The sequence below is a fragment of the Nocardiopsis deserti genome, assembly GCF_008638355.1.
Classification (GTDB): domain Bacteria; phylum Actinomycetota; class Actinomycetes; order Streptosporangiales; family Streptosporangiaceae; genus Nocardiopsis; species Nocardiopsis alborubida.
Genome location: NZ_VWVS01000016.1, coordinates 178,787 through 199,034, shown reverse-complemented (window position 1 = coordinate 199,034; position 20,248 = coordinate 178,787). Strand labels below are relative to the sequence as shown.

9 protein-coding genes and 1 tRNA gene are annotated in these 20,248 nt (G+C 74.8%); 3 read left to right on the top strand and 7 right to left on the bottom strand.

Features of this window, described 5'->3' with window-relative positions; translation table 11 throughout:
* Window positions 1–23 precede the first annotated feature (23 nt).
* The gene (locus tag FYW99_RS22325) at window positions 24–1,403 is read right to left on the bottom strand and encodes a serine hydrolase domain-containing protein (RefSeq protein ID WP_150253989.1); all 1,380 of its coding nucleotides are present in this window, start codon (window positions 1,401–1,403) and stop codon (window positions 24–26) included.
* A gap of 1,148 nt (window positions 1,404–2,551) precedes the next feature.
* On the opposite strand from FYW99_RS22325, the gene FYW99_RS22320 reads away from it, so the two are divergent.
* Entirely contained in the window at window positions 2,552–12,175 is a 9,624-nt protein-coding gene (locus FYW99_RS22320) for a non-ribosomal peptide synthetase (protein ID WP_150253988.1), read from the top strand.
* Between the two features lie 197 nt (window positions 12,176–12,372).
* Here the strand turns inward: FYW99_RS22320 and FYW99_RS22315 are convergent, their stop codons facing one another.
* On the bottom strand, window positions 12,373–13,755 hold the full coding sequence (locus FYW99_RS22315) for a YcaO-like family protein (RefSeq protein WP_150253987.1): 1,383 nt from the start codon (window positions 13,753–13,755) through the stop codon (window positions 12,373–12,375).
* Window positions 13,756–14,039: 284 nt separating this feature from the next.
* Between FYW99_RS22315 and FYW99_RS22310 the strand changes: the two genes are divergently transcribed.
* Complete coding sequence (locus FYW99_RS22310) at window positions 14,040–14,969, top strand: SAM-dependent methyltransferase (protein ID WP_150253986.1); 930 nt, start codon at window positions 14,040–14,042, stop codon at window positions 14,967–14,969.
* Window positions 14,970–15,042: 73 nt separating this feature from the next.
* Here FYW99_RS22310 and fdhA read toward each other — a convergent pair whose 3' ends face one another.
* Complete coding sequence (gene fdhA / locus FYW99_RS22305; protein WP_150253985.1) at window positions 15,043–16,263, bottom strand: formaldehyde dehydrogenase, glutathione-independent; 1,221 nt, start codon at window positions 16,261–16,263, stop codon at window positions 15,043–15,045.
* A gap of 265 nt (window positions 16,264–16,528) precedes the next feature.
* Between fdhA and FYW99_RS22300 the strand changes: the two genes are divergently transcribed.
* Window positions 16,529–16,601: transfer RNA gene (locus tag FYW99_RS22300), tRNA-Thr, on the top strand.
* 191 nt (window positions 16,602–16,792) lie between these two features.
* Here FYW99_RS22300 and FYW99_RS32485 read toward each other — a convergent pair.
* The 4 genes from FYW99_RS32485 to FYW99_RS22275 all read right to left on the bottom strand — a co-directional run bounded on the left by FYW99_RS32485 (window position 16,793) and on the right by FYW99_RS22275 (window position 19,974).
* Window positions 16,793–16,996, bottom strand: coding sequence for a hypothetical protein (locus FYW99_RS32485; RefSeq protein WP_223839386.1), 204 nt, complete (start codon window positions 16,994–16,996; stop codon window positions 16,793–16,795).
* Window positions 16,997–17,312: 316 nt separating this feature from the next.
* Complete coding sequence (locus tag FYW99_RS22290; RefSeq protein WP_150253983.1) at window positions 17,313–17,660, bottom strand: VOC family protein; 348 nt, start codon at window positions 17,658–17,660, stop codon at window positions 17,313–17,315.
* Between the two features lie 153 nt (window positions 17,661–17,813).
* Complete coding sequence (locus tag FYW99_RS22285) at window positions 17,814–18,518, bottom strand: AAA family ATPase (protein WP_150253982.1); 705 nt, start codon at window positions 18,516–18,518, stop codon at window positions 17,814–17,816.
* A gap of 481 nt (window positions 18,519–18,999) precedes the next feature.
* Complete coding sequence (locus FYW99_RS22275; protein WP_150253980.1) at window positions 19,000–19,974, bottom strand: GntR family transcriptional regulator; 975 nt, start codon at window positions 19,972–19,974, stop codon at window positions 19,000–19,002.
* Between the last annotated feature and the right edge of the window lie 274 nt (window positions 19,975–20,248).

Genomic DNA, 20,248 nt, shown 5'->3' with positions numbered 1-20,248 from the left:
GTCCTCGTCTGCGCAGGGGTGGGTCAGGCGTTGGGGCCCACGGCGAGCCCGCTCAGGCGCAGGGTGCGCCCGTTGTACTGGAGCGCCGTGGCGCGCCGGGGCTCGGCGGGGTCGGCGAGGAAGCGACCGCTGAGCGCGATCCCGCCGTGGCGCCCGGAGACGACGCGGAAGGCGCCGCCCGGCCCGGTGGACAGCGCGCCCTCGAAGCCGTTGGACATCACCAGCCGGTATCCGTCCCGGCCCGGGACGACCTCGGCGGCCAGGCCGCCGTTGCCGTAGCGCCCCGTGACGCGGTCCGGGCCCGGACCGGTGGCGGTGCCCTCGGCCGCGGCGTCGGGCTGGCGGTAGTGGCCCACGTCCACCCCCAGCCCGCGCAGGCCGCGGACCACGTGCTCCCAGGCGGTCACACCGGTGGTGGCGTTGGTGGTCAGCGCCACCACCGAGCCGCCCTCGGGGTCCACGCGCAGGTTGCAGGTGGCGCCGTCCAGTGTTCCGTCGTGGCCGTACCACAGGCGGTCCCCGGCCAGGTGCAGGGACCACCCGGCGCCCCAGCCGTCGGCCAGGCCGAAGGGGTCGGCCACGCTCACCGAGCGGCCCATCTCGCGCAGCACGTCCGGGGCGGCGACCTCGCCGTCCAGGGCGGCGTGCCCGGGGTCGAGGAAGGCGCGGCCGAAGGCCGCCAGGGCGGTGGCGCTGGCGGCCAGGCCCCCGGCCGGGGCCAGCGCGGGCTCGATGTGGAAGCCCACCGGGTGGGCCCGGCCCGCGCCGTCGACGGCGTGCCCGGTGACCAGGTCGGCGGCGGGGAGGGACCGAGGCGCCGGGACCGGGGCCAGCTCCATGCCGGTGGAGCCGCACAGGTGCGACTCCACGGTCTCCCACCAGCTCTGTCCGGTGACGGTCTCCACGAGTCGGCCCGCCACGGCGTAGCCGGTGTTGGAGTAGGAGAACAGCGTGCCCGGCTCGGCGATGCGGTCCTCGGGCGCGAGCGAGGAGACGTAGCGGCGCAGGGAGGGCGCGGGGACGGCCTCGGAACGCTCCGAGACCAGCCCGGCGGTGTGGCTGAGCAGGTGGCGGGGGGTGGCGCCCCGCAGAGGGTGGCCGGGAGCGGCCCCGCCCAGGTGGTCCAGCACCGGGGTGTCGAGGTCGACGTCGCCGTCCTCCACCAGTTGCATGACCAGGGCCGCGGTGACGGTCTTGGTCACCGAACCCATCGGGAAGAGCGAGTCGGGCGCCACGGGGCGCCCCGTCTGGGCGTTCTCCACCCCGGTGGCGCAGGTGTGCAGCTCACCGCGGTGGTAGACCGCCAGTTGGGCTCCGGGGACGCCGGCCTGGTGAGAGGTCCGGCGGAGCAGGTCGGACAGGGCGTCGCGCACGACGTTCTCCTCGTGGGAGTCGGAGGGCACCCGAAAGGCCGGCGCTCGGGACGGGAGCGGCCGGTCGCTTCGGCGGGGACGGGGCGGTACACCGCACGTGCCACGGATACTCACATATCGCTTCGAATCTTGGCAAGGGTTTCGGATATGTCGGGAACCAGGTGATGGGGAATACGGTCCGGGCGTTCCGGGAGATTTCCGGGGTGTGAAGACATTCACCCCGGGCGGGGGCCTCGTGTTTTTCGCTGTGTCCTCCCGCCGTTAGCAGGGAGTTCGTCTTCCGGTCGGGATGGTGAAGGCTTCGACGGAAGATCCGTGTCGCGTTGTGGCGTCGGCCGACAACGGCCCCGGTTTACCCGTGTGTATGTGTTCCTTCTCACCTGTTCGTGCTGATGGAGGAGGGATTGTGGCCAATAGTGATCCTGTTTGAACGGGCGTTGCCCTGGTCGTTGAAACGGCGGATTTACTGCTGGACGGGGAACGAAGAGATCGTCGGTTGAACGCGGTTCGGTATTTTGCGGAGAACCCCATGTGCTGGGTTCCAGGGTGTGATACGGACCGCGTATGGTCTCTGAACAGCGATGATGTGCTTGCCCGGGTGGGGATCCCCTTCGCGGGGTGGTGCGGGAGCGCGGCGGCGGGGGCCTGTGGCGGGGCGCGGTTCCGGCGGTGTCGGGGGCCGGATGTGCATGCGAAGGCCGGTCTGTCGCCGAGTGCGAAGTTCCCGGATGGCCGCATGTGGACAGGTGTTGGATATTTCTTTACTGTGAGTAATTTAACCACTCCGTATGGTATCTAAACCTTCCACTGTCGTGCGGCTTTTGTTCACTTTGCCTGGATTTGTGCTGGCGTGATCTGTTGAATGTATCTTTTGTTGTATTTTGTCTGCTTTGAGGTGGAAGTATTCCGTGTGGCGCAAGGTGCTCGTTGTGGGATTGTCTGTCGCCGAAGGGAATTTCGAAATGGCGAGCTTTTTGGTAAAGTGCCCGGTTGGATAAGGCGATGTGGCAGGCTCTGTCCTCGTGCGGCGGCCCGTCGGGAATGGCGGTCCGATTCGCCTCCGCACCCCTCCGCCGGACGGCCGCGCCACCGCGGCGGCGGAGCACCCGGCCCCCACGCCGTCCCCACGCCCGCCCTTCCGCCGCCCTCCCTTCCGAACACGCGCCAGGAGCCGTCACGTGCTGTCCTCCCAGGAGTCCACCCGCTTCGCACCCGACCCCGCGGACACGGTCTCGCCCGCCTCGGTCCCGGAGGCCTTCGCCGCGCAGGCGGCTCGCACCCCCGACGCCCCGGCCCTGCTCGGCGGCTTCCCGGCGGTGACCTACGCCGAGCTCGACGCCCGCTCCGCCGACCTGGCACGCCTGCTGCTGGCCCGCGGGCTCGGTCCCGAGGGCACCGTCCTGCTCGCCCTGGAGCGGGGTCCGCACGTGGTCACCGCGATGCTCGCGGTGCTGCGCGCCGGGGGCGCCTACGTCCCCGTCCACCCCGACGAACCCGCCGACCGGGTGCTGGCCGCCGCCGAGCGCACCGGCGTGCGCCTGGTGCTCACCGACCGGGCACTCGGCCCCCGCCTGCCAGCACGCCTCGCCGACCTGGCCCGGATCCTCGACCTGGACGCGGAGGGCGGCGCGGAGGCCGGAGGGGACGGACGGGAAGGGTGGGACGGCGCACCCGGGGGCGGTGCAACAGAGGATGGCTTCTCCAGGGACGGCTTCTCCAGGAACACTGCCACCGGGGGCGGTGCCGCCGGGGACACCGCCGCCACGGGCGGCGCCGCCGGGGACGCCCCCTCCGAACCGGAGCTGCCCGCGCCACACCCCGGCGCGCTGGCCTACGTCATGCACACGTCCGGTTCCACCGGGGAGCCCAAGGGTGTGGCGGTGACCCACGCCGACGTGGTGGCCCTGGCGCGCGACTCCCGGTGGGGCGGCGGCCGTGACGAGCGCGTGCTGCTGCACTCCTCGCACGCCTTCGACGCGGCCACCTACGAGATCTGGACGCCGCTGCTGCGCGGCGGCGCCGTGGTCGTCGCACCACCGCAACGGCTCACGGCCGGGGACTTCGGAGCGCTGGCCCGCCGCCACCGGGTGACCTCCACCTTCGTCACCGCCGCGCTGTTCGACCTGTTCGCCGCCCAGGACCCCTCCTGCTTCGCCCCGCTGCGCGAGGTCATCACGGGGGGCGAGGCCGTCCCGCCCGGCGCGGTCCGCGCCGTGCTGGACGCCTGCCCCGGCACGGCGGTCGCCAACGGCTACGGGCCCACCGAGACCACCACCTTCGCCACGCACTTCGCCGTGGACCGCGCGCGGCCCCCGCTGCTGTCGGTGCCCGTCGGCACGCCCCTGGACGGCATGCGCGTCCGGGTGCTCGACGACCGGCTGAACCCCGCCGCACCGGGGCGGGTGGGGGAGCTCTACGTCGGCGGGGCCGGGGTCGCACGCGGCTACCTGGGACGCCCGGGTCTGACCGCCGAGCGCTTCGTGGCCGACCCCCTCGGCAGCGGTGAGCGGCTCTACCGCACCGGCGACCTGGTGCGCTGGAACGCCGACGGCCTGCTGGAGTACGTCGGCCGCGCCGACTCCCAGGTCAAGATCCGGGGCTTTCGCATCGAACCCGGCGAGGTCGAGGCCGCCCTGCTCGACCAGGAGGGCGTCGACCAGGCCCTGGTCACGGTCCGCGAGGACGCCCCGGGCGCGCGCGTCCTGGTCGGCTACGTCGTCGGGACCGCCGACACCGCGGCCCTGCGCGAGCGGCTCGCCGACCGCCTGCCCGGCTACATGGTGCCCGCCGCCGTCGTGGTCCTGGACGCGCTGCCCCTGACCGCCAACGGCAAGGTCGACCACCGCGCCCTGCCCGCGCCCGCCGTCCGCTCCGCCGCCGACCACGTCGAACCGCGCGAGGGCGCCGAGCGCGCCGCCGCCGAGGAGTTCGCCGCGGCCCTGGGCCTGGAGCGCGTCGGCGCCCGCGACGACTTCTTCGCCCTGGGCGGCGACTCCATCCTCGCCGCCCGCGTGGCCTGGCGCCTGGGCGAGCGGCTGGGCACCGGCCTCGACCCGCGCGCGCTGTTCCGCCACCCCACCCCCGAGGGCGTCGCCGCGGCGGAGGACGCGGGGCGCCGCGAGGAGCCCCTCACCCCGGCCGGGCGCGGCCGCCCGCTGCCGTTGTCGGCGGCCCAGCGCCGCCTGTGGTTCCTGCACCAGCTCGACGGCGACAGCGCCGAGTACCACACCGGCAGCGCCTTCCGCCTGCGCGGACCGCTCGACCTGCCCGCGCTCGGCCGCGCCGTGGAACTGCTCCAGGAACGCCACGAGGCCCTGCGCACCACCTACGACACCGTCGACGGCGAACCCGTCCAGTACGTGCGCGCCCCCCGCACCGACCTGCTCACCGTGCGCGAGATCTCCTTGGCCGACCCGGCCGACCGCGAGGAGGAGCTGCACCGGCACCTGCTGCGCGAGGTGGACACCCCCTTCGACCTCGTGGCGGGGCCGCCCACCCGCGCCCTGCTGCTGCGCCTGGACGACCGGGACCACGTCCTGGTCCTGAGCACCCACCACATCGCCTGCGACGGCTGGTCGGTCGACCTGCTCCACCGCGACCTCGCCGCGTACTACCGGGCCGCCGTGCGCGGGGAGGAGGCCGACACCCGAGCGGAGATCGACTACGCCGACTTCGCCGTCTGGGAACAGGGCCGCTGGGAGGGGCCCGAGGCCCGGCACCGCCTGGAGCACTGGGTGCGCGCCCTGGAGGACGTGCCCCCGCTGGCCGTGCCCACCGACCGGCCCCGGCCCGCCCGGCGCACCACCGCCGGAGCCGTCCACCGCACCCGCCTGACCCCCGACCAGCTCCGGGGCCTGCGCGCCCTGGGCGGAGAGTGCGGCGCCACGCTCTTCGCGACCCTGGCCGCCCTGACCCAGGCGGTGCTCTCGGCCGCGTCCGGCTCCGCCGACGTCGCCCTGGGCGCGGCCTCCGCCGGACGCGACCACCCCCAGCTGGAGGACGTGGTCGGCTTCTTCGTCAACCCGGTCGTGCTCCGCTCGCGCCTGCGCCCGGGCACCACCGCGGCCGCGTTCGTCGGGCAGGTGCGCGCCGAGGCCGACGCCGCCCTCGCCCACGAGATGCCCTTCGACCGCGTCGTCGACGCCGTGGTCACCGAGCGCGACCCCGCACGCGGCCCCCTGTTCCAGGCGCTGATGGTCCTCCAGAACGCCCACACCGGCGGACTGGAGCTGGAGGGCCTGCGCGCCGAGGAGGTCGACCTGCCGCGCACCGCCGCCCTGGCCGACCTGGTCTTCGAGTACGCCGAGCGCGACGGCGCCCTGCGCCTGTCGGTGGAGTACAACACCGACCTGTACGACGCCGGGCGCGTGGCGGCCCTGGCCGACGCCCTGTCCCGGCTGGCCGACGCCGTCGTCGCCGACCCCGGCCTGGACCTGGCCGCCCTGGACCTGCGTCCCGGGGCCGAACGCGCCCTCCTGGAGTCCTGGGAGCACGCCCCCGCGCAGGACGCGCCCGCGTCCGTGACCACCGCGTTCGCCGAGCAGGCCGCCCGCACCCCCCGCGCCCCGGCCCTGGTCGGCGGCTTCCCGGCACTGACCTACGCCGAACTCGACGCCCGCTCCGCCGACCTGGCACGCCTGCTGCGGGCGTGGGGGGTCGGCACGGAGGACGCCGTGCCCCTGCTGCTGGAGCGGGGCCCGCACGTGGTCACCGCGATGCTCGCGGTGCTGCGCGCCGGGGGCGCCTACGTCCCCGTCCACCCCGACGACCCCGCCGAACGCGTGGCCTGGACGGCCGCCCGCACCGGCGCGCGCGTCATCGTCACCGACACCGCCTCGCGCTCCCGCCTGCCCGAGGGCACCGACGCGCGCGTGCTGGTCCTGGACGGGCCCGGCCCCTACCCGACCGTGCGGACCGAGGACCCCCTGCCCGAGGCCGACCCGCGTGCGCTGGCCTACGTCATGCACACGTCCGGTTCCACCGGGGAGCCCAAGGGTGTGGCGGTGACCCACGCCGACGTGGTGGCCCTGGCGCGCGACTCCCGGTGGGGCGGCGGCCGTGACGAGCGCGTGCTGCTGCACTCCTCGCACGCCTTCGACGCGGCCACCTACGAGATCTGGACGCCGCTGCTGCGCGGCGGCGCCGTGGTCGTCGCGCCGCCCGGGCGCATGAGCGCCGAGGAGTTCGGCGCGCTGGCCCGCCGCCACCGGGTGACCTCCACCTTCGTCACCGCCGCGCTGTTCAACCTCTACGCCGCCCAGGACCCCTCCTGCTTCGCCCCGCTGCGCGAGGTCATCACGGGGGGCGAGGCCGCCAGCCCGGCGAGCGTGCACCGGGTGCTGGACGCCTGCCCCGGCACGGCGGTCGCCAACGGCTACGGGCCCACCGAGACCACCACCTTCGCCGCCCACCACACCGCCGCGCGCACCGCCGAACCGGTGCGCACCGTGCCCGTCGGCACGCCCCTGGACGGCATGCGCGTCCGGGTGCTCGACACCCTCCTGCGACCGGTGCCCCCCGGCGCGGTCGGGGAGCTCTACGTCGGCGGGGCCGGGGTCGCACGCGGCTACCTGGGACGCCCGGGTCTGACCGCCGAGCGCTTCGTGGCCGACCCCGCGGGCGACGGCGAACGCCTCTACCGCACCGGCGACCTCGTGCTGTGGAACGGCTCCGGGGAGCTGGAGTACGTCGGCCGCGCCGACTCCCAGGTCAAGATCCGGGGCTTTCGCATCGAACCCGGCGAGGTCGAGGCCGCCCTGCTCGCGCTGGAGGGCGTCGCCGAGGCCGTCGCCCTCGTGCGCGCCGCACCCGGCGGCGGGCGCAGGCTCCTCGCCTACGCCGTGTCCTCGGAGGGGGGCCCGGGCGAGGAGGCCGCGGAGGAGTGGCGCCGCGCCCTCGCCCGCACCCTGCCCGGCTACATGGTGCCCGCCGCCGTCGTGGTCCTGGACGCGCTGCCCCTGACCGCCAACGGCAAGGTCGACCACCGCGCCCTGCCCGACCCCGGGCACGGCGGGGAGCACGCCGCCCCCCGCACCGACACCGAGCGGCTCCTGGCCGAGGTGTTCGCCTCCGTCCTGGCAGTGGAGCGCGTCGGTGTCCACGACGACTTCTTCGCCCTGGGCGGCGACTCCATCCTCAGCATCCAGATGGTCTCCCGCGCCCGCAGGGCCGGTGTGGAGCTGAGCAGCCGCGACGTCTTCTCCCACCCCAGCGTCGCCGCCCTGGCCGAGGTGGCGCGCGTGCGGCGTCCCGGAGCGCTCGGCGACGGACCGGTGAGCGGCCCGCTCACCGCCACGCCCGTCATGGGCTGGTTCGACCGCACCCACCCGGTGGCGCCCGACCACTTCGCCATGTCCGTGCTGCTCGACCTGGCCCAGCCCCTGGAACCGCGCGCCCTGCGCACCGCCCTGGCCGCCCTCGCCGACCACCACGACATGCTGCGCCTGCGCCGCGACGGCGACGGCCCGCGCGTGACCGGACCCGGCACGGCCGCCCCGCCGCTGAGCACGGTCGACCTGTCCGGGCACGAACCCGGGCGGGCGCGCGAGCTGGCCGAGGAGAGCGTCCGGGCCGCCCACACCGGCCTCGACCTGGCCCGCGGCCCCGTCTTCGCCGCCGTCCTGCTCGACTCCGGCCCCGACGGCTCCCGGCTGCTGCTGACCGCCCACCACCTCGTCGTGGACGGGGTGTCCTGGCGGGTGCTGCTGGAGGACCTGGCCACCGCCTACCGCCAGGCCGCCGAGGGCGCGCCCGTGGACCCGGGGCCGCGCACCACGCCCTTCCCCGTGTGGGCCGACCGCCTGGCCCGGCACACCGCCGAGGGGGCCTTCGACGCCGAACTCGACACCTGGGCCGAGGTCGCCGCCACCCGCGCCGCACTGCCCCGCGACCTCACGGGCCGGGGCAACGGCCTGGTGCGCGACCAGCGGGTGGTCACCGCCGGGCTGTCCGAGGAGGACACCCGGCGCCTGCTGGGCGAGGCGCCCGCGGCCTTCCGCACCCGCGTCAACGACCTGCTGCTGTCCGCCCTGGGCCGGGTGCTGTGCGAGTGGACCGGCTCCGCGCGCGTGCCCGTGGACCTGGAGGGCCACGGCCGCGAGGACCTGTTCGAGGACCTGGACACCTCGCGCACCGTGGGCTGGTTCACCACCGTGTTCCCCGTCGTGCTCACCGGCGGACCCGACCGGACCGACCGGATCCGCGCCACCAAGGAGATGCTGCGCGCGGTCCCCGGCAACGGCCTGGGCTACGGCGCCCTGCGCCACCTGGGCACACCGGAGCAGCGGGCCCGCCTGGAGCGCGACCCCGCGCCCGGCGTGAGCTTCAACTACCTGGGCCGCTTCGACACCGACCCCGGCCGGGGCGCCCTGCACACCGCGCTGCGGCTCAACCCCGGCGGCGAGCACTCCCCGGACGAGGAGCGCGCCCACCTGGTCGAGGTGGTGGGCCGCTTCGAGGGCGAACGCCTGGTCTTCGACTGGTACCACGCCGCCACCGTCCACGACGCGGCCACCGTGCGCCGCCTCGCCGAGGCGATGTCCGCCGAACTCGCCGCCCTGGTCGACCACTGCCTGGACCCCGCCCACGGAGGGGCCACCCCCTCCGACTTCCCGCTCGTGCGCCTGGAGCAGGCCGAGGTCGACCGCCTCGTCGGCGACGGCCGCGACGTCCAGGACGTGTGGCCGCTCACCCCCATGCAGCAGGGCATGTTCTTCCACTCCGCCCTGGAACCCGGCTCCGGCTCCTACCTGGAGCAGGTCGTCGTCGACCTGGACGGCGTGGGCGACCCCGGTGCCCTGGGCCGCGCCTGGCGGCGGGTGGTCGCGGCCACCCCCGTCCTGCGCGCCCGCGTGGCCTGGGAGGAACTGTCCGAACCGGTCCTGCTCGTGCACCGCGCCGTCCCCGTCGAGGTGCGCCACCTCGACCTGCGCGGCGCGACGGAGGAGGAGCGCGGGCGGGCCCTGGCCGACCACCTGGCCGAGGACGCCGCCCGGGGCGTGGACCCCGTCCGCGACCCGCTCCTGCGCGTGGCCCTGCTGCGCACCGGCGACGCCTCCGTGCGCCTGGTGTGGACCTTCCACCACCTGGTCCTGGACGGGTGGAGCCTGCCCCTGGTCATGGAGGACGTCCTGGCCGCCTACCGGGGCGGCGCCCCGGCCGCGCGCCCCGACTTCCGGGAGTACCTGCGCCGCCTGGCCGGACGCGACGCCGGGGAGGGGCTCGCCTTCTGGCGGGGCGTGCTGGAGGGCGTGGCCGAGCCCACGCCGCTGCCCTACGACCGACCGCCCGCCTCCCTGCGTTCCGCGCGCTCCAGCGCCCGGAGCCAGGCCGTCCTCGCGCCGGCGCGGGCCGGGGCCGTGCACGCCTTCGCTCGCGCCCACGGCCTGACCGTCAACGCCGTGGTCCAGGGCGCGTGGGCGCTGCTCCTGTCCGCGTACTCGGGGCGGGCCGACGTGGTCTTCGGTGCCACCACCTCGGGCCGCCCCGACGACATGCCCGGGGTGGAGGCCGCGGTGGGCCTGTTCATCAACACCCTGCCGGTGCGCGTGGCCGTCGACCCCGCCGAACCCGTGGCGCGGTGGCTGCGCCGTCTCCAGGAGGACCAGGCGCGCTCGCGGGCCCAGGACCACCTGTCGCTGGCACGTGTGCAGGCCGAGGCGGGCCTGCCCGGCGACACCCCGCTCTTCGACAGCGTCGTGGTGTTCGAGAACTACCCCGTGGACGAGGCGGCCGCCGCCGAACACGGGCTGCGGGTCCGGTTCGTCAACGCGGTGGAGGCCACCAACTACCCGCTCGCGCTGAGCGCCTACGCCTCCGACGGGCTGCGCCTGGTCTTGGGGCACGATCCGGCGTGTTTCGACGCCGCGACCGCGGACCGCCTCCTGGGCGACCTGGAGCGCATCCTGGTCTCGCTCACCGAGGACCCCGAACGCCCCCTGGGCCGCGTGGCCGGGGCCGACCCGGCCCGGTCCCTGGTCCTGGCCGACGGTGGAGGCGAGGAGCCGCCCGCCACCACCGTCACCGCCCTGTTCGCCGAACGGGTCGCCCGCCACCCCGAGGCGACCGCCCTGGTCGGCGCGGACGGCGAGTGGACCTACGCGGAGCTGGACGCCGAGGCCGACCGGGTCGCCGACCGCCTGGCCGCGCTGGGCGTGGGCGCGGAGTCCCGGGTGCTGCTGCTCATGCCGCGCTCGCCGCGGGTGGTGGCCGCCATGCTCGGCGTCCTGCGCACAGGGGCCGCCTACGCGCCGCTGCACGAGACGGTTCCGGCGGAGCGGGTCGCCTCCCTGGCCCGCGCGCTGGGCGCGCGCGTGGCCGTGGCCGGTCCCGGCACGGCCGACCGCTGCGCGGACGTGGAGGCGGTGGTGGACTACGCCGCCGACGGCACGCTCTCTGGTGCTGGTGCTGGTGCTGGTGCTGGTGCTGGTGCTGGTGTCGGGGCCGGTGCGGGTGCGGAGGCCACGGCCCGGCGAGGGCCGGTGAACGGGCACACCGCCGCCTACGTCATGTTCACCTCGGGCTCCACGGGCACGCCCAAGGGCGTGGTGGTCGACCACCGGGCCGTGGTCGCCCTCAGCGCCGACTCCCGCTGGCGGGAGGGCCACGACAGGGTGCTGTTCCACTCCCCGCACGCCTTCGACGCCGCCACCTACGAGGTCTGGGTGCCGCTGCTCAACGGCGGGACCGCGGTGGTGGCGGACGGGCCGGTCTCCGCCGACGCCCTGCGCGGGTACACCGCCCGGCACGGGGTCAGCGCGCTCTTCCTCACCACCGCCCTGTTCAACCTCTTCGCCCAGCAGGACCCGGAGTGCTTCGCGGGGCTGCGCGAGCTGTGGACCGGCGGGGAGGCCGCCGACCCGGCCTCCCTCGCCCGAGTGCGCCGGGCGTGCCCCGACACCGCCCTGGTGCACGTGTACGGACCCACCGAGGCCACCACCTTCGCCACGTGCACCCCGCTGAGCGAGGAGGAGGCCAGCGCCGGGCACTGCCCGATCGGCCGTCCGATGGACTCCACCGGCGCCCACGTGCTGGACAACGCCCTGCGTCCGGTCCCGCCCGGCGCGGTGGGCGAGCTGTACCTGTCCGGGCCGGGGACGGCGCGCGGCTACGGCGGCCAGCCCGGCCTGACCGCCGAGCGCTTCGTGGCCGACCCCTTCGGTGACGGCGGACGCCTCTACCGCACCGGCGACCTGGTGCGCTGGTCCGCCGGGGGGCGCCTGGTCTTCGTGGGCCGCGCGGACGGCCAGGTGAAGCTGCGCGGCTTCCGCATCGAGACGGGCGAGGTCGAGGCCGCCCTGCTGCGCGTGTCCGAGGTCGCCCAGGCCGCTGTGCTGGTGGCCGAGGCACCCACCGGGGGCCGCCAGCTCGTCGCCTACGTCACCGGAGGGGAGGTGGAGGCGGACCTGGTGCGCGAGCGCCTGTCCCGCGAGCTGCCCGCCTACATGGTGCCCGCGGCCGTCACCGTGCTGGAGGCGCTGCCGCTCAACGCCAACGGCAAGGTGGACCGCGCCCGCCTGCCCGAACCGGCCTGGGCGCGCGCCGCCGCGCCCGTCCACGTCGAGCCGAGCACCCCCACCGAGGAGGCCGTGGCCGAGGTGTGGGGGCGCACCCTGGGGCTGGACCGCATCGGGCGCGACGACAACTTCTTCGACATCGGCGGGGACTCGGTGCGCAGCCTCCAGGTGGTGCGCGAGGTCGAGCGGCTGCTGGACGTCACGGTGCCCACCCGGCTGCTGTTCGACCACCAGACGGTCCGCGCCTACGCCGAGGCGGTGGAGGACGTGCTGCTGGAGCAGATGTGACGAGGGTCGCGGACGCCGCCGAGCGGCGGCGTCCGCGTGGAGCCGCGGTGCCCCGGTGCGCGGGGTCGGTCGGCGGTGTCCGCGTGGAGCCCGTGGTACGCGGGTCCGCCCGGCGTCCGTGAGTCCTGGTGCCGGGGAGGTGTCCCGGCGCGCGGTGGACGGTCCGGGGCGCGGAGGTCGTCGGTATCCGGGCCGTCTCAGCGGGCGCGGCGCGCCCGACCGCGTGCGCCGGGCAGGGCCACGTGCCCCTTGGTGACGAGGTGGAACCGCTCCAGGCCGGGGCACTGCACCTGCACGACGACGGTGCCGTGCTCCAGCTCCCGAAGCGGGTGGGCCGCGACGCGGTGCCCGGCCCCCGCCAGCCGTTCCACGACGGCGGCCCGCTGGAGGGGCACGCCGGTGCCGGGCGGAACGGTCTCGGGCGGCACCGCGCCCGGCGGCGCCCCGCCGATCCGGTCGGCGAAGTCCAGCATGGCGCAGGCCAGGAGCCGGGGGTGTCCGGCGAGCCTGGCACCGACCCCGGCCGCGACGTCGTGGTCGGCGACCAGCCGCGCGAACGGCCCCGGCGCCTCCGGCGCCGCCGACTGCTCTGCCACGACCCGGGCGAGCAGTTCGCCCTGGACGAACTCGGTGACGGCGCGTTCCACGGCGAGTTCGCCCGACAGGGAGGCGCCGAGTCCGTAGCGGTGGTCCGGGGCGCCGCCCCGGCGTTCGGAGGCGTAGGCCATGACCACGGGCACGCCGAGGTCGGTGGTCAGGTCGAGCAGGACGACCGGGCCGCCGACGAGGTCGCGGGCGCGGTCCAGGTGGGCGCGCAGGCGGCCGGGCAGCGCCTCGCGGGGCACGCGCGCGGGCATGGGACCGCCGTCGTAGACGGAGCGCAGCAGGAACAGCGAGAACGCGTCGCGCTCCACCCACTCGTTCAGGGCGTGCAGGAGCGCCTCGTCGCGGGTGGCCCCGATCGCGCAGCCGGAGTTGACGCTGTAGGACATCGCCGACCGGTACTCGGCGGTGTCGCCCAGGGCGCGGCGCACCCGCGCCGCCTCCCCGCCGGGGACCGGGTACCACGGCGCCCACAGGAACACCGGGACGTCGACCGGCGGTCCGCCGTCGAGCGCCTCGTGGCGCACGCAGGCCACCCGCGCGCCCTTCTGCGCGGCCACGTCGCGGACCGCCCGGTCGGCGGCGAAGGGCCCCTCGGCCAGTTCCGCGGCGTCCACCGGGCGCACCGGCAGCGCCTCCAGGACGGTGGGGCCGGTGAACGCGTGCTCCAGGGCCTCGAACTGCGCGCCCACGCGCGCGGGAGCGCCGGGGCCCTTGCCCGCGCCGAGTCCGTAGGGGACCTCCGAGCCGTCGGCGTCCCACAGCCCGCACTGGACGGCGGTCGGTTCGCGGTCGTCGAGCACCCGGTAGCGGGCGCTCCAGCCGAGGGCGCGCACCTCTGCGCGGACCCGCCGCTCCGCCTCGTCCAGGGTGAGCTCGCGCTCGCGGGTTCCGGACCAGCCTCTGCTTCTGGGGCCCGGCCCGGGGAGCGGTGAGGTCCGCTCCCCGGACGCGGGGATCCACGCGGATCGCGTCACCGCGCTACTCCGCGGTCTCCTCGTCCAGTTCCTCGACGGCCGGGGCGATCTCGTCCGCGCTGTCCAGCGGGGCGGTCCACTCGTATCCTGCGCAGGCCATGGTGCGGCTCCTCGGCGATAGACACACGGGACGCGCACGGGGTTGTCCGCGCCCCCGTCCTGCCTACCCCGCGGGGTGACTCCCGTCACTCGAAAAGCGGGAGAAATGACCGATCCGCCAGTTTCGGTACGGGGTCCCACGACCCGGGGGTGCGTCCGCCCGCCGTGGGTGGCACACTCACGCCATGGCCGACGCCCCGTCCGACCTCCCCGACCCAGCCGCCCGTGTCGACGCCTGGCTCAACGGGGCCTGGGTGGTCGCGGCGCTCGCCGCCGCCGCGGAGGGCGCGCCGCTGTCGCGGGAACACGGCAGGCTGCTGGCCGCCGCAGGGTGCGCGGAGCCCGACGGCGACGGGTGGCGGCTGCTCCCGGCCTACCGCGACGTCCTCGCGGGTTCGGCCGGGCCGTCCGCCTTCCCGCGCAGGGTCGCGCGGCAGCTGTCCCAGGCCGCCGACGCCGCCCTGGGCGAGCAGGACCGCGCGGAGGAGGACGACGCGGCCTTCGTGGCCGAGGGCGTCGCCTCGGGACGGCGGATGGCGGACTTCCTGAACCTGCTGGAGGAGCGCGTTCCGGGGTTCGGTGACCTCCTCGGCCGGGACGGGCTGCGCTTCCTCGACGCGGGAACCGGGATCGGCGCCATCGCGGCCGCGGTCCTGGAACGGGTCTCCGGATCCCGCGCGGTCGGGCTCGACGTCCAGCCCCGGGCGCTGCGCCTGGCCGAGCGCCACCTGACCGAACGCGGGCTGCGCGACCGGGTCGAGCTGCGCCTGCTCGACGTGGCCGAACTGTCCGAACCCGGGGCCTACGACCTGGCCTGGCTCCCCCTCGCGGCCCTCCCGCCCGACGCCGTCGCGCACGCGCTGCCGCGCGTGCGCGAGGCCCTGCGCCCGGGAGCCTGGCTGCTCACCGCGACCGTGCTGCGCGACGACCCCGGCGACGCCCCGGACGGCGGGATGCGCGACGCGGTGGTGCGCTGGCGGATGTCCCGCAGCCGGATCACCCCCTGGGGGCCGCGGGAGGCGGCGCGCGAACTGGCCGCCGCGGGCTACCGGGACGTGCGGCGGGTGGCCACGTCCGAGCCCGCCCTCACCCTGCTCGCCGCCCGCGTGCCGTGAACCGCGATCCCGCAGCCGAGGCCGCCCCGCCACGCCCCGCTCGCCGCCCGCGCGTCCTGAGCCTTCCCGTGCCTCAGCGAGTGCCGAGGTAGCCGTTCGGGTCGAGCACGTACTTGCTGGCCGCGCCCTCGTCGAAGGCCCGGTACCCCTCGGGCGCCTCCTCCAACGGGATCGCCACGGCGTTGACGGCCTCGGCGATCCGCACCCGGTCGTGGAGGATCGCCTCCATCAGCTCACGGTGGTACTTCATGACCGGGCACTGGCCGGTGAAGAAGGCGTGCGACTTCGACCAGCCCAGCCCGATCCGGACCGACAGGGAACCCTCCCTGGCGGCCTCGTCGGACGCGCCGGGGTCACCGGTCACGTACAGGCCCGGGATGCCGATGGACCCTCCGGCCCTGGTCACGTCCATCGCGGTGTTGAGCACGCTGGCGGGCGCCTCCCGTGAGGCGTCCTCACCCGTCCCGTGCGCCTCGAAGCCGACCGCGTCCACCGCGCAGTCCACCTCGGTGACGCCCAGGATCCGCTCGATCTGCCCGGCCAGGTCCCCCTCGGCCACGTTGACCGTCTCGCACCCGAAGCTGCGGGCCTGGGCCAGCCGCTCCTCCTTCATGTCCGCGACGATCACCACCGCCGCGCCGAGCAGGCGGGCCGACGCGGCGGCGGCCAGCCCGACGGGTCCGGCCCCCGCGACGTAGACGCTCGACCCCACGCCCACACCCGCGGTGACGCAGCCGTGGTAGCCGGTCGGGAAGATGTCCGAGAGCATCGTCAGGTCCAGGATCTTCTCCATCGCCTGGTCGCGGTCGGGGAAGACGAGGAGGTTCCAGTCCGCGTAGGGCACGAGCGCGTACCTGGCCTGCCCGCCGACCCAGCCGCCCATGTCGACGTAGCCGTAGGCCGAGCCCGGACGGTCCGGGTTCACGTTCAGGCAGATCTCCGTGCGCCGCGCCTTGCAGTTGCGGCAGCGCCCGCAGGAGATGTTGAACGGGACCGAGACGAGGTCGCCGACCTGGACGAACTCCACGTCGCGTCCGGTCTCGACCACCTCGCCGGTGATCTCGTGGCCCAGGACCAGTCCCTCCGGCGCGGTGGTGCGCCCCCGCACCATGTGCTGGTCGCTGCCGCAGATGTTGGTGGCGACCACCTTCAGGATCGCCCCGTGCGGCACCCCGCGCCCGACGTTCGCGGGATTGACCCCGGGGCCGTCCTTGATGACGAACTCGGGGTAGTCGACGTCCTCGACCTCGACCCGGCCCGCGCCCCTGTACACCACACCCCTGTTGCCAGCCATGTCCTTCCCACCTCTCCGCCCCCGGGAGGGGGCACTTTCCCCTGTGGTTTCCGGTCGGGGCGGGCGGTAACCGGGTGCCGGGACCACCTTCGGACTTCTTTGCCGGATCGGGGAGCGCGGTCGGTGCGGGGGAGGGGTCCGTCGGTCGACGGAGCGGAGGCCGGGGCGGCGATTCGTCCGCACCGGCGTATCCGAGTAGGCCGGGCGGTATCTGAACCGGTACCATTTCCGAGGGACGCAGCCGGGACCACGGTCGCGGCAGCCCGCCAGCGTAGCTCAATTGGCAGAGCAATCGCCTTGTAAGCGATAGGTTAGGGGTTCAAGTCCCCTCGCTGGCTCTCGCATGGTCTGACCTGGGCAGGAGCCCCGGTCGGCCGCCCCGGGAGCAATCGCCTGCGCCGGCCCCCGTCCACCCGGGGACGGGCGCGACGGTGCCGCCGTGCCGTACGCCGACGCCGTGCGCCGGTTCACCACCGAACACCTGCTGACCGCCACCCGGACCGCTTCGGGCTCCGCGCACGCGGCATCCCTAGCGCCGAGCGGCTGCGGCCGCGATCCCTGCCGTGCGTAGCCTCCGTGCCAGGAACTCCACCTCCGGAAGGGTTCCCGAGTAGTCACCGGCCAGTATCCGGTCGAGCACGGCTCTGGCGTCGGTGAGGTCGATGCCGAGTTCAGCCCGCAGCACACGCATGATCGCGACGTTCCCGGTGGGCGGGTCTACGAGGAGCCTCACCGGACTCTGCTCGTCGAGAATCCGGTCCCGCAGCTCGTCGGGGAGGTCACCGCCGCAGGCCGCCAACGAGGAGCCACATGTCCGGCATGCGCATTCGACATCCCACCGTAGGGATCCGTCCACCAGGGCCTGGATGCCCTGACACTCCAGTCGTCCGCCGCAACCCTGGCACACAGCCGGGTATTCGACGGATGCGTACACAGGCTGCTGAGTCATCCCCGCCCCTCGACGGAAGAGAAGGCCGAACGGTCGCGTGGGGCCGTCGAGACGGCCGGGGACGGGAGGCCCCGGTCCTGGACGGGCGTGCGGGGTGATGTCACCGATGCCCCAGTACGTTGACCACCCGGCCGTTGGGGTCGCGGACGAAGAACCGCCGCACGCCCCGCTCCTCGTCCCGCAAGGGATGGACGATCTCCGCGCCGCTGTCCCGCACGGCCGCGTAGGCCGCGTCCACGTCATCCACCTCGACACTCATGTCGGGAGTGACCGGGCCGGTCTTGTCAGCGGTCATGAAGCTGACCTGCGCGGCTGGAGCGGACGGGGAAGCGAGCGTCATGATCCAACCGTGGTTCATGACCTCCTCGAAGCCCAGCAGGCCGTAGAACTCCCGGCTCTCCCGCACGGCCTCCGACTGGACGTTGGGCACCACGCGGCGAACGGCCATCGACGACTCCAGGTGGGAACGAACCTGCCTCCGAAACCCTTCACAGGTACTACGGCACAACCACCGCCGCACGCGCTTCTCCGCGACAGCCGGGTCGAGGGGGAAGGCTCGTCCGCGCTCCGCGCACGCGGAGGTGAAGCCGACCGGCCGGTGTCACGAGGTACTGTACATCGCGCGTCCGAGCTGGGCGGGGGGCGGCTCCTCCACGATGTGCAGGGGACCGCGGGCGTCCGGGCGGGATCCGAACCGGATCCAGGCCAGCTCCTGCGCCCGGCGCCGGTCGAGTGCGAGCAGACTGCGCGCGCCCGGCGCGAACGCCGTCGGACCGCGCCGGGTGGCCGCGCGCAGCCGCCGCCAGCGCCGCGAGTGCACCCGGTGGCTGCGCGCGGTCACCCGCCGCCCGCGGGCGGCCTGCCCGCTCCGGGCCTCCTGCGGGGTGGCGTCGATCATCAGCACGTGCACCTCGTACCGGCGGAGTCGGCAGAGCAGGGCGAGCAGCACGCGGACCGAGCGCCGGGTCCCGCACTCGTGCACCACCACCGGGCCGCCGCGCAGCGCCGCGGCCACCCGGGCCAGGTGCAGTACGTGCACCACCCAGCGCCACAGCGGGTAGGGGATCCGGTGGAGCAGTGGCCCCAGCTGGTACCGCGACTGCAGCGAGTCGATCACCCGCACACCGTCAGCGGTGAGCACGGTCCGCTCCTCGTCCCCGCGCAGACCGAACAGCCGCCGCAGCAGGGTGCTCTTCCCGGCCCCGGGTACCCCGGCGACCAGGACCAGGGACCGCCGGGGGTAGACCGCCCCGCGCACCATCGCGTCATTCACCGTGGGCACATAGCGCACCAGACCCTGGGACATTTTCGGCAGCTCCTCAAAGCCGACTTTAGCGCCGGCGGGGCGCGGCTCTACAGCGGCTGCGTCACCAACGTCATGGCGCTACGGGGCGTGTACTGACCTGAGAGGTTGGTGCCGCGGAAGGCGGGAGGGCCGCCGATCGCGGTGTGGAACCGGTGGTGATGGTAGTGATGCGGCCGCCTCGGAACGCCTCCCGTTCCCCTCCTCGGCCAGGGTCTCGCCGTGGGCCGTGCGGGAGCGGTCGTCCACGGCGTTGTGCGGGTGGGCATACCCCGTGTCGGAGCGGTTCTCGCTTACCTGGGCGCGTGTGAACCCCTTGTGGCCGCCGCCGTCGGGGACGCCGCCGGGTTTCCTGAGGTCCACGCGCACCAGCTCGCCGGGACGCTCACAGCCGCGCACCGCGTGCCCGCAGGACGTTCGTCGGGACCCCTCCGCGGGCTCGCCGGGGTGTGCCCGTCGGGTCCGGGGGCCGCCCGTCCACAGGTCAGCCTCCCGATTCGATCAGTGGCGTGAGCCCGTCCAGCAGGTGTTTCATGCCGAGGTCGAAGATCGCGTGCACGTCGGTCGGCCCCGAGACGCTGAACGTCAGGGGGAACCGGCCCTGCTCGGCGATCCGCAGGAACTCCTCGCCCCTGGACCTCCACCAGTGCTCCGCGTCCATCCCGGCCTCGTACCCCTCCACCACCGCGCGCGTGCCCTGGAGGGCCATGCCGGAGGTGTAGGCGGACACGAAGGTGAGGATCGCCATGGCCTCGTCCGGTGAGCGCCCCTGGCCGGTGATCACCCGCATCATCCACTCGGCGTTCTGCACAAGCCCGGGGGACTGGACCGCTCCGGCGAGCGGGGTCAGCTGGACGGCCCAGGGGTGCCTCCGGTAGATGCCCCACTCCGTCAGCAGCGCCAGTTCGAGCGCCTCACGCCAGTCGGCGGGCGGCGGCTCGGGCAGGGCGTGTTCCGTGTAGACCTGGTCGATCATCGCCGTCACCAGCGCGTCCTTGTTCGCGACGTGGCGGTACAGGGCCATGGTGCTCACCCCCAGGTGGGTGGCGACCCTGCGCATGGACAGGCCATCGACGCCCTCGGCGTCGGCGATGGTGATCGCGGTCCGGACGATGGCCTCCCGGGCGAGACCGGTCTCGGCAGCCGGGCGGTGTTCTCCCGCCTGCGCCGGACGCGGGCGTTCCCGCTTGCGCTGGGCCCCCCGCGGCTCCGGCGCGGAGGGGGGCGCGTCCCGCACGAGGGTCCCCACCCCGCGCACCGCTTCGACCAGACCTTCCTGGCGCAGGGCCGCGAGCGCCTTGGTGGCGGTGGCCATGGCCACCGCCCACTCGCGCATGATCTCCCTCGTCGAGGGCACCCGCTCTCCCGGCCGCAGCTCCCCGGCGTCGATGCGCGCGCGGATGTCGGCGACGACCCGTGCGTAGGGCGGCAGCTCCCGTTTTCCGGTCGTGGACACCAGTGCCCCCCTTCGGTCCTGTTCCGCTACTCCGGAGTGTACTAGTGCACGATGAGGGCTTGAGTTGCCTCGTCGAAGGCGCCGAGGCGTCCCGAAGAACCTCTTTCGATTCCTGGTGCACTAGATCAGTTCATTGCTGATGTCGAGCTTCTGGCTATTTGACAAGGGTTTACAGCTGGGGGAGTGCTGTGTATACGATGTACGCACAGTGCGTCGCCCCGACGTGCGCCCCGTGCGCGCTCCGGTGTGTACGCCGTCCATCGGAGCCCACGGCCCT

Bases quoted from the DNA above. Each gene is read 5' to 3' on its own strand.
- fdhA (WP_150253985.1), bottom strand. From the start codon at position 16,263: ATGGCTGGCAACAGGGGTGTGGTGTACAGGGGCGCGGGCCGGGTCGAG.
- FYW99_RS22285 (WP_150253982.1), bottom strand. From the start codon at position 18,518: ATGTCCCAGGGTCTGGTGCGCTATGTGCCCACGGTGAATGACGCGATG.
- FYW99_RS22310 (WP_150253986.1), top strand. From the start codon at position 14,040: ATGGCCGACGCCCCGTCCGACCTCCCCGACCCAGCCGCCCGTGTCGAC.
- FYW99_RS22290 (WP_150253983.1), bottom strand. From the start codon at position 17,660: ATGGCCGTTCGCCGCGTGGTGCCCAACGTCCAGTCGGAGGCCGTGCGG.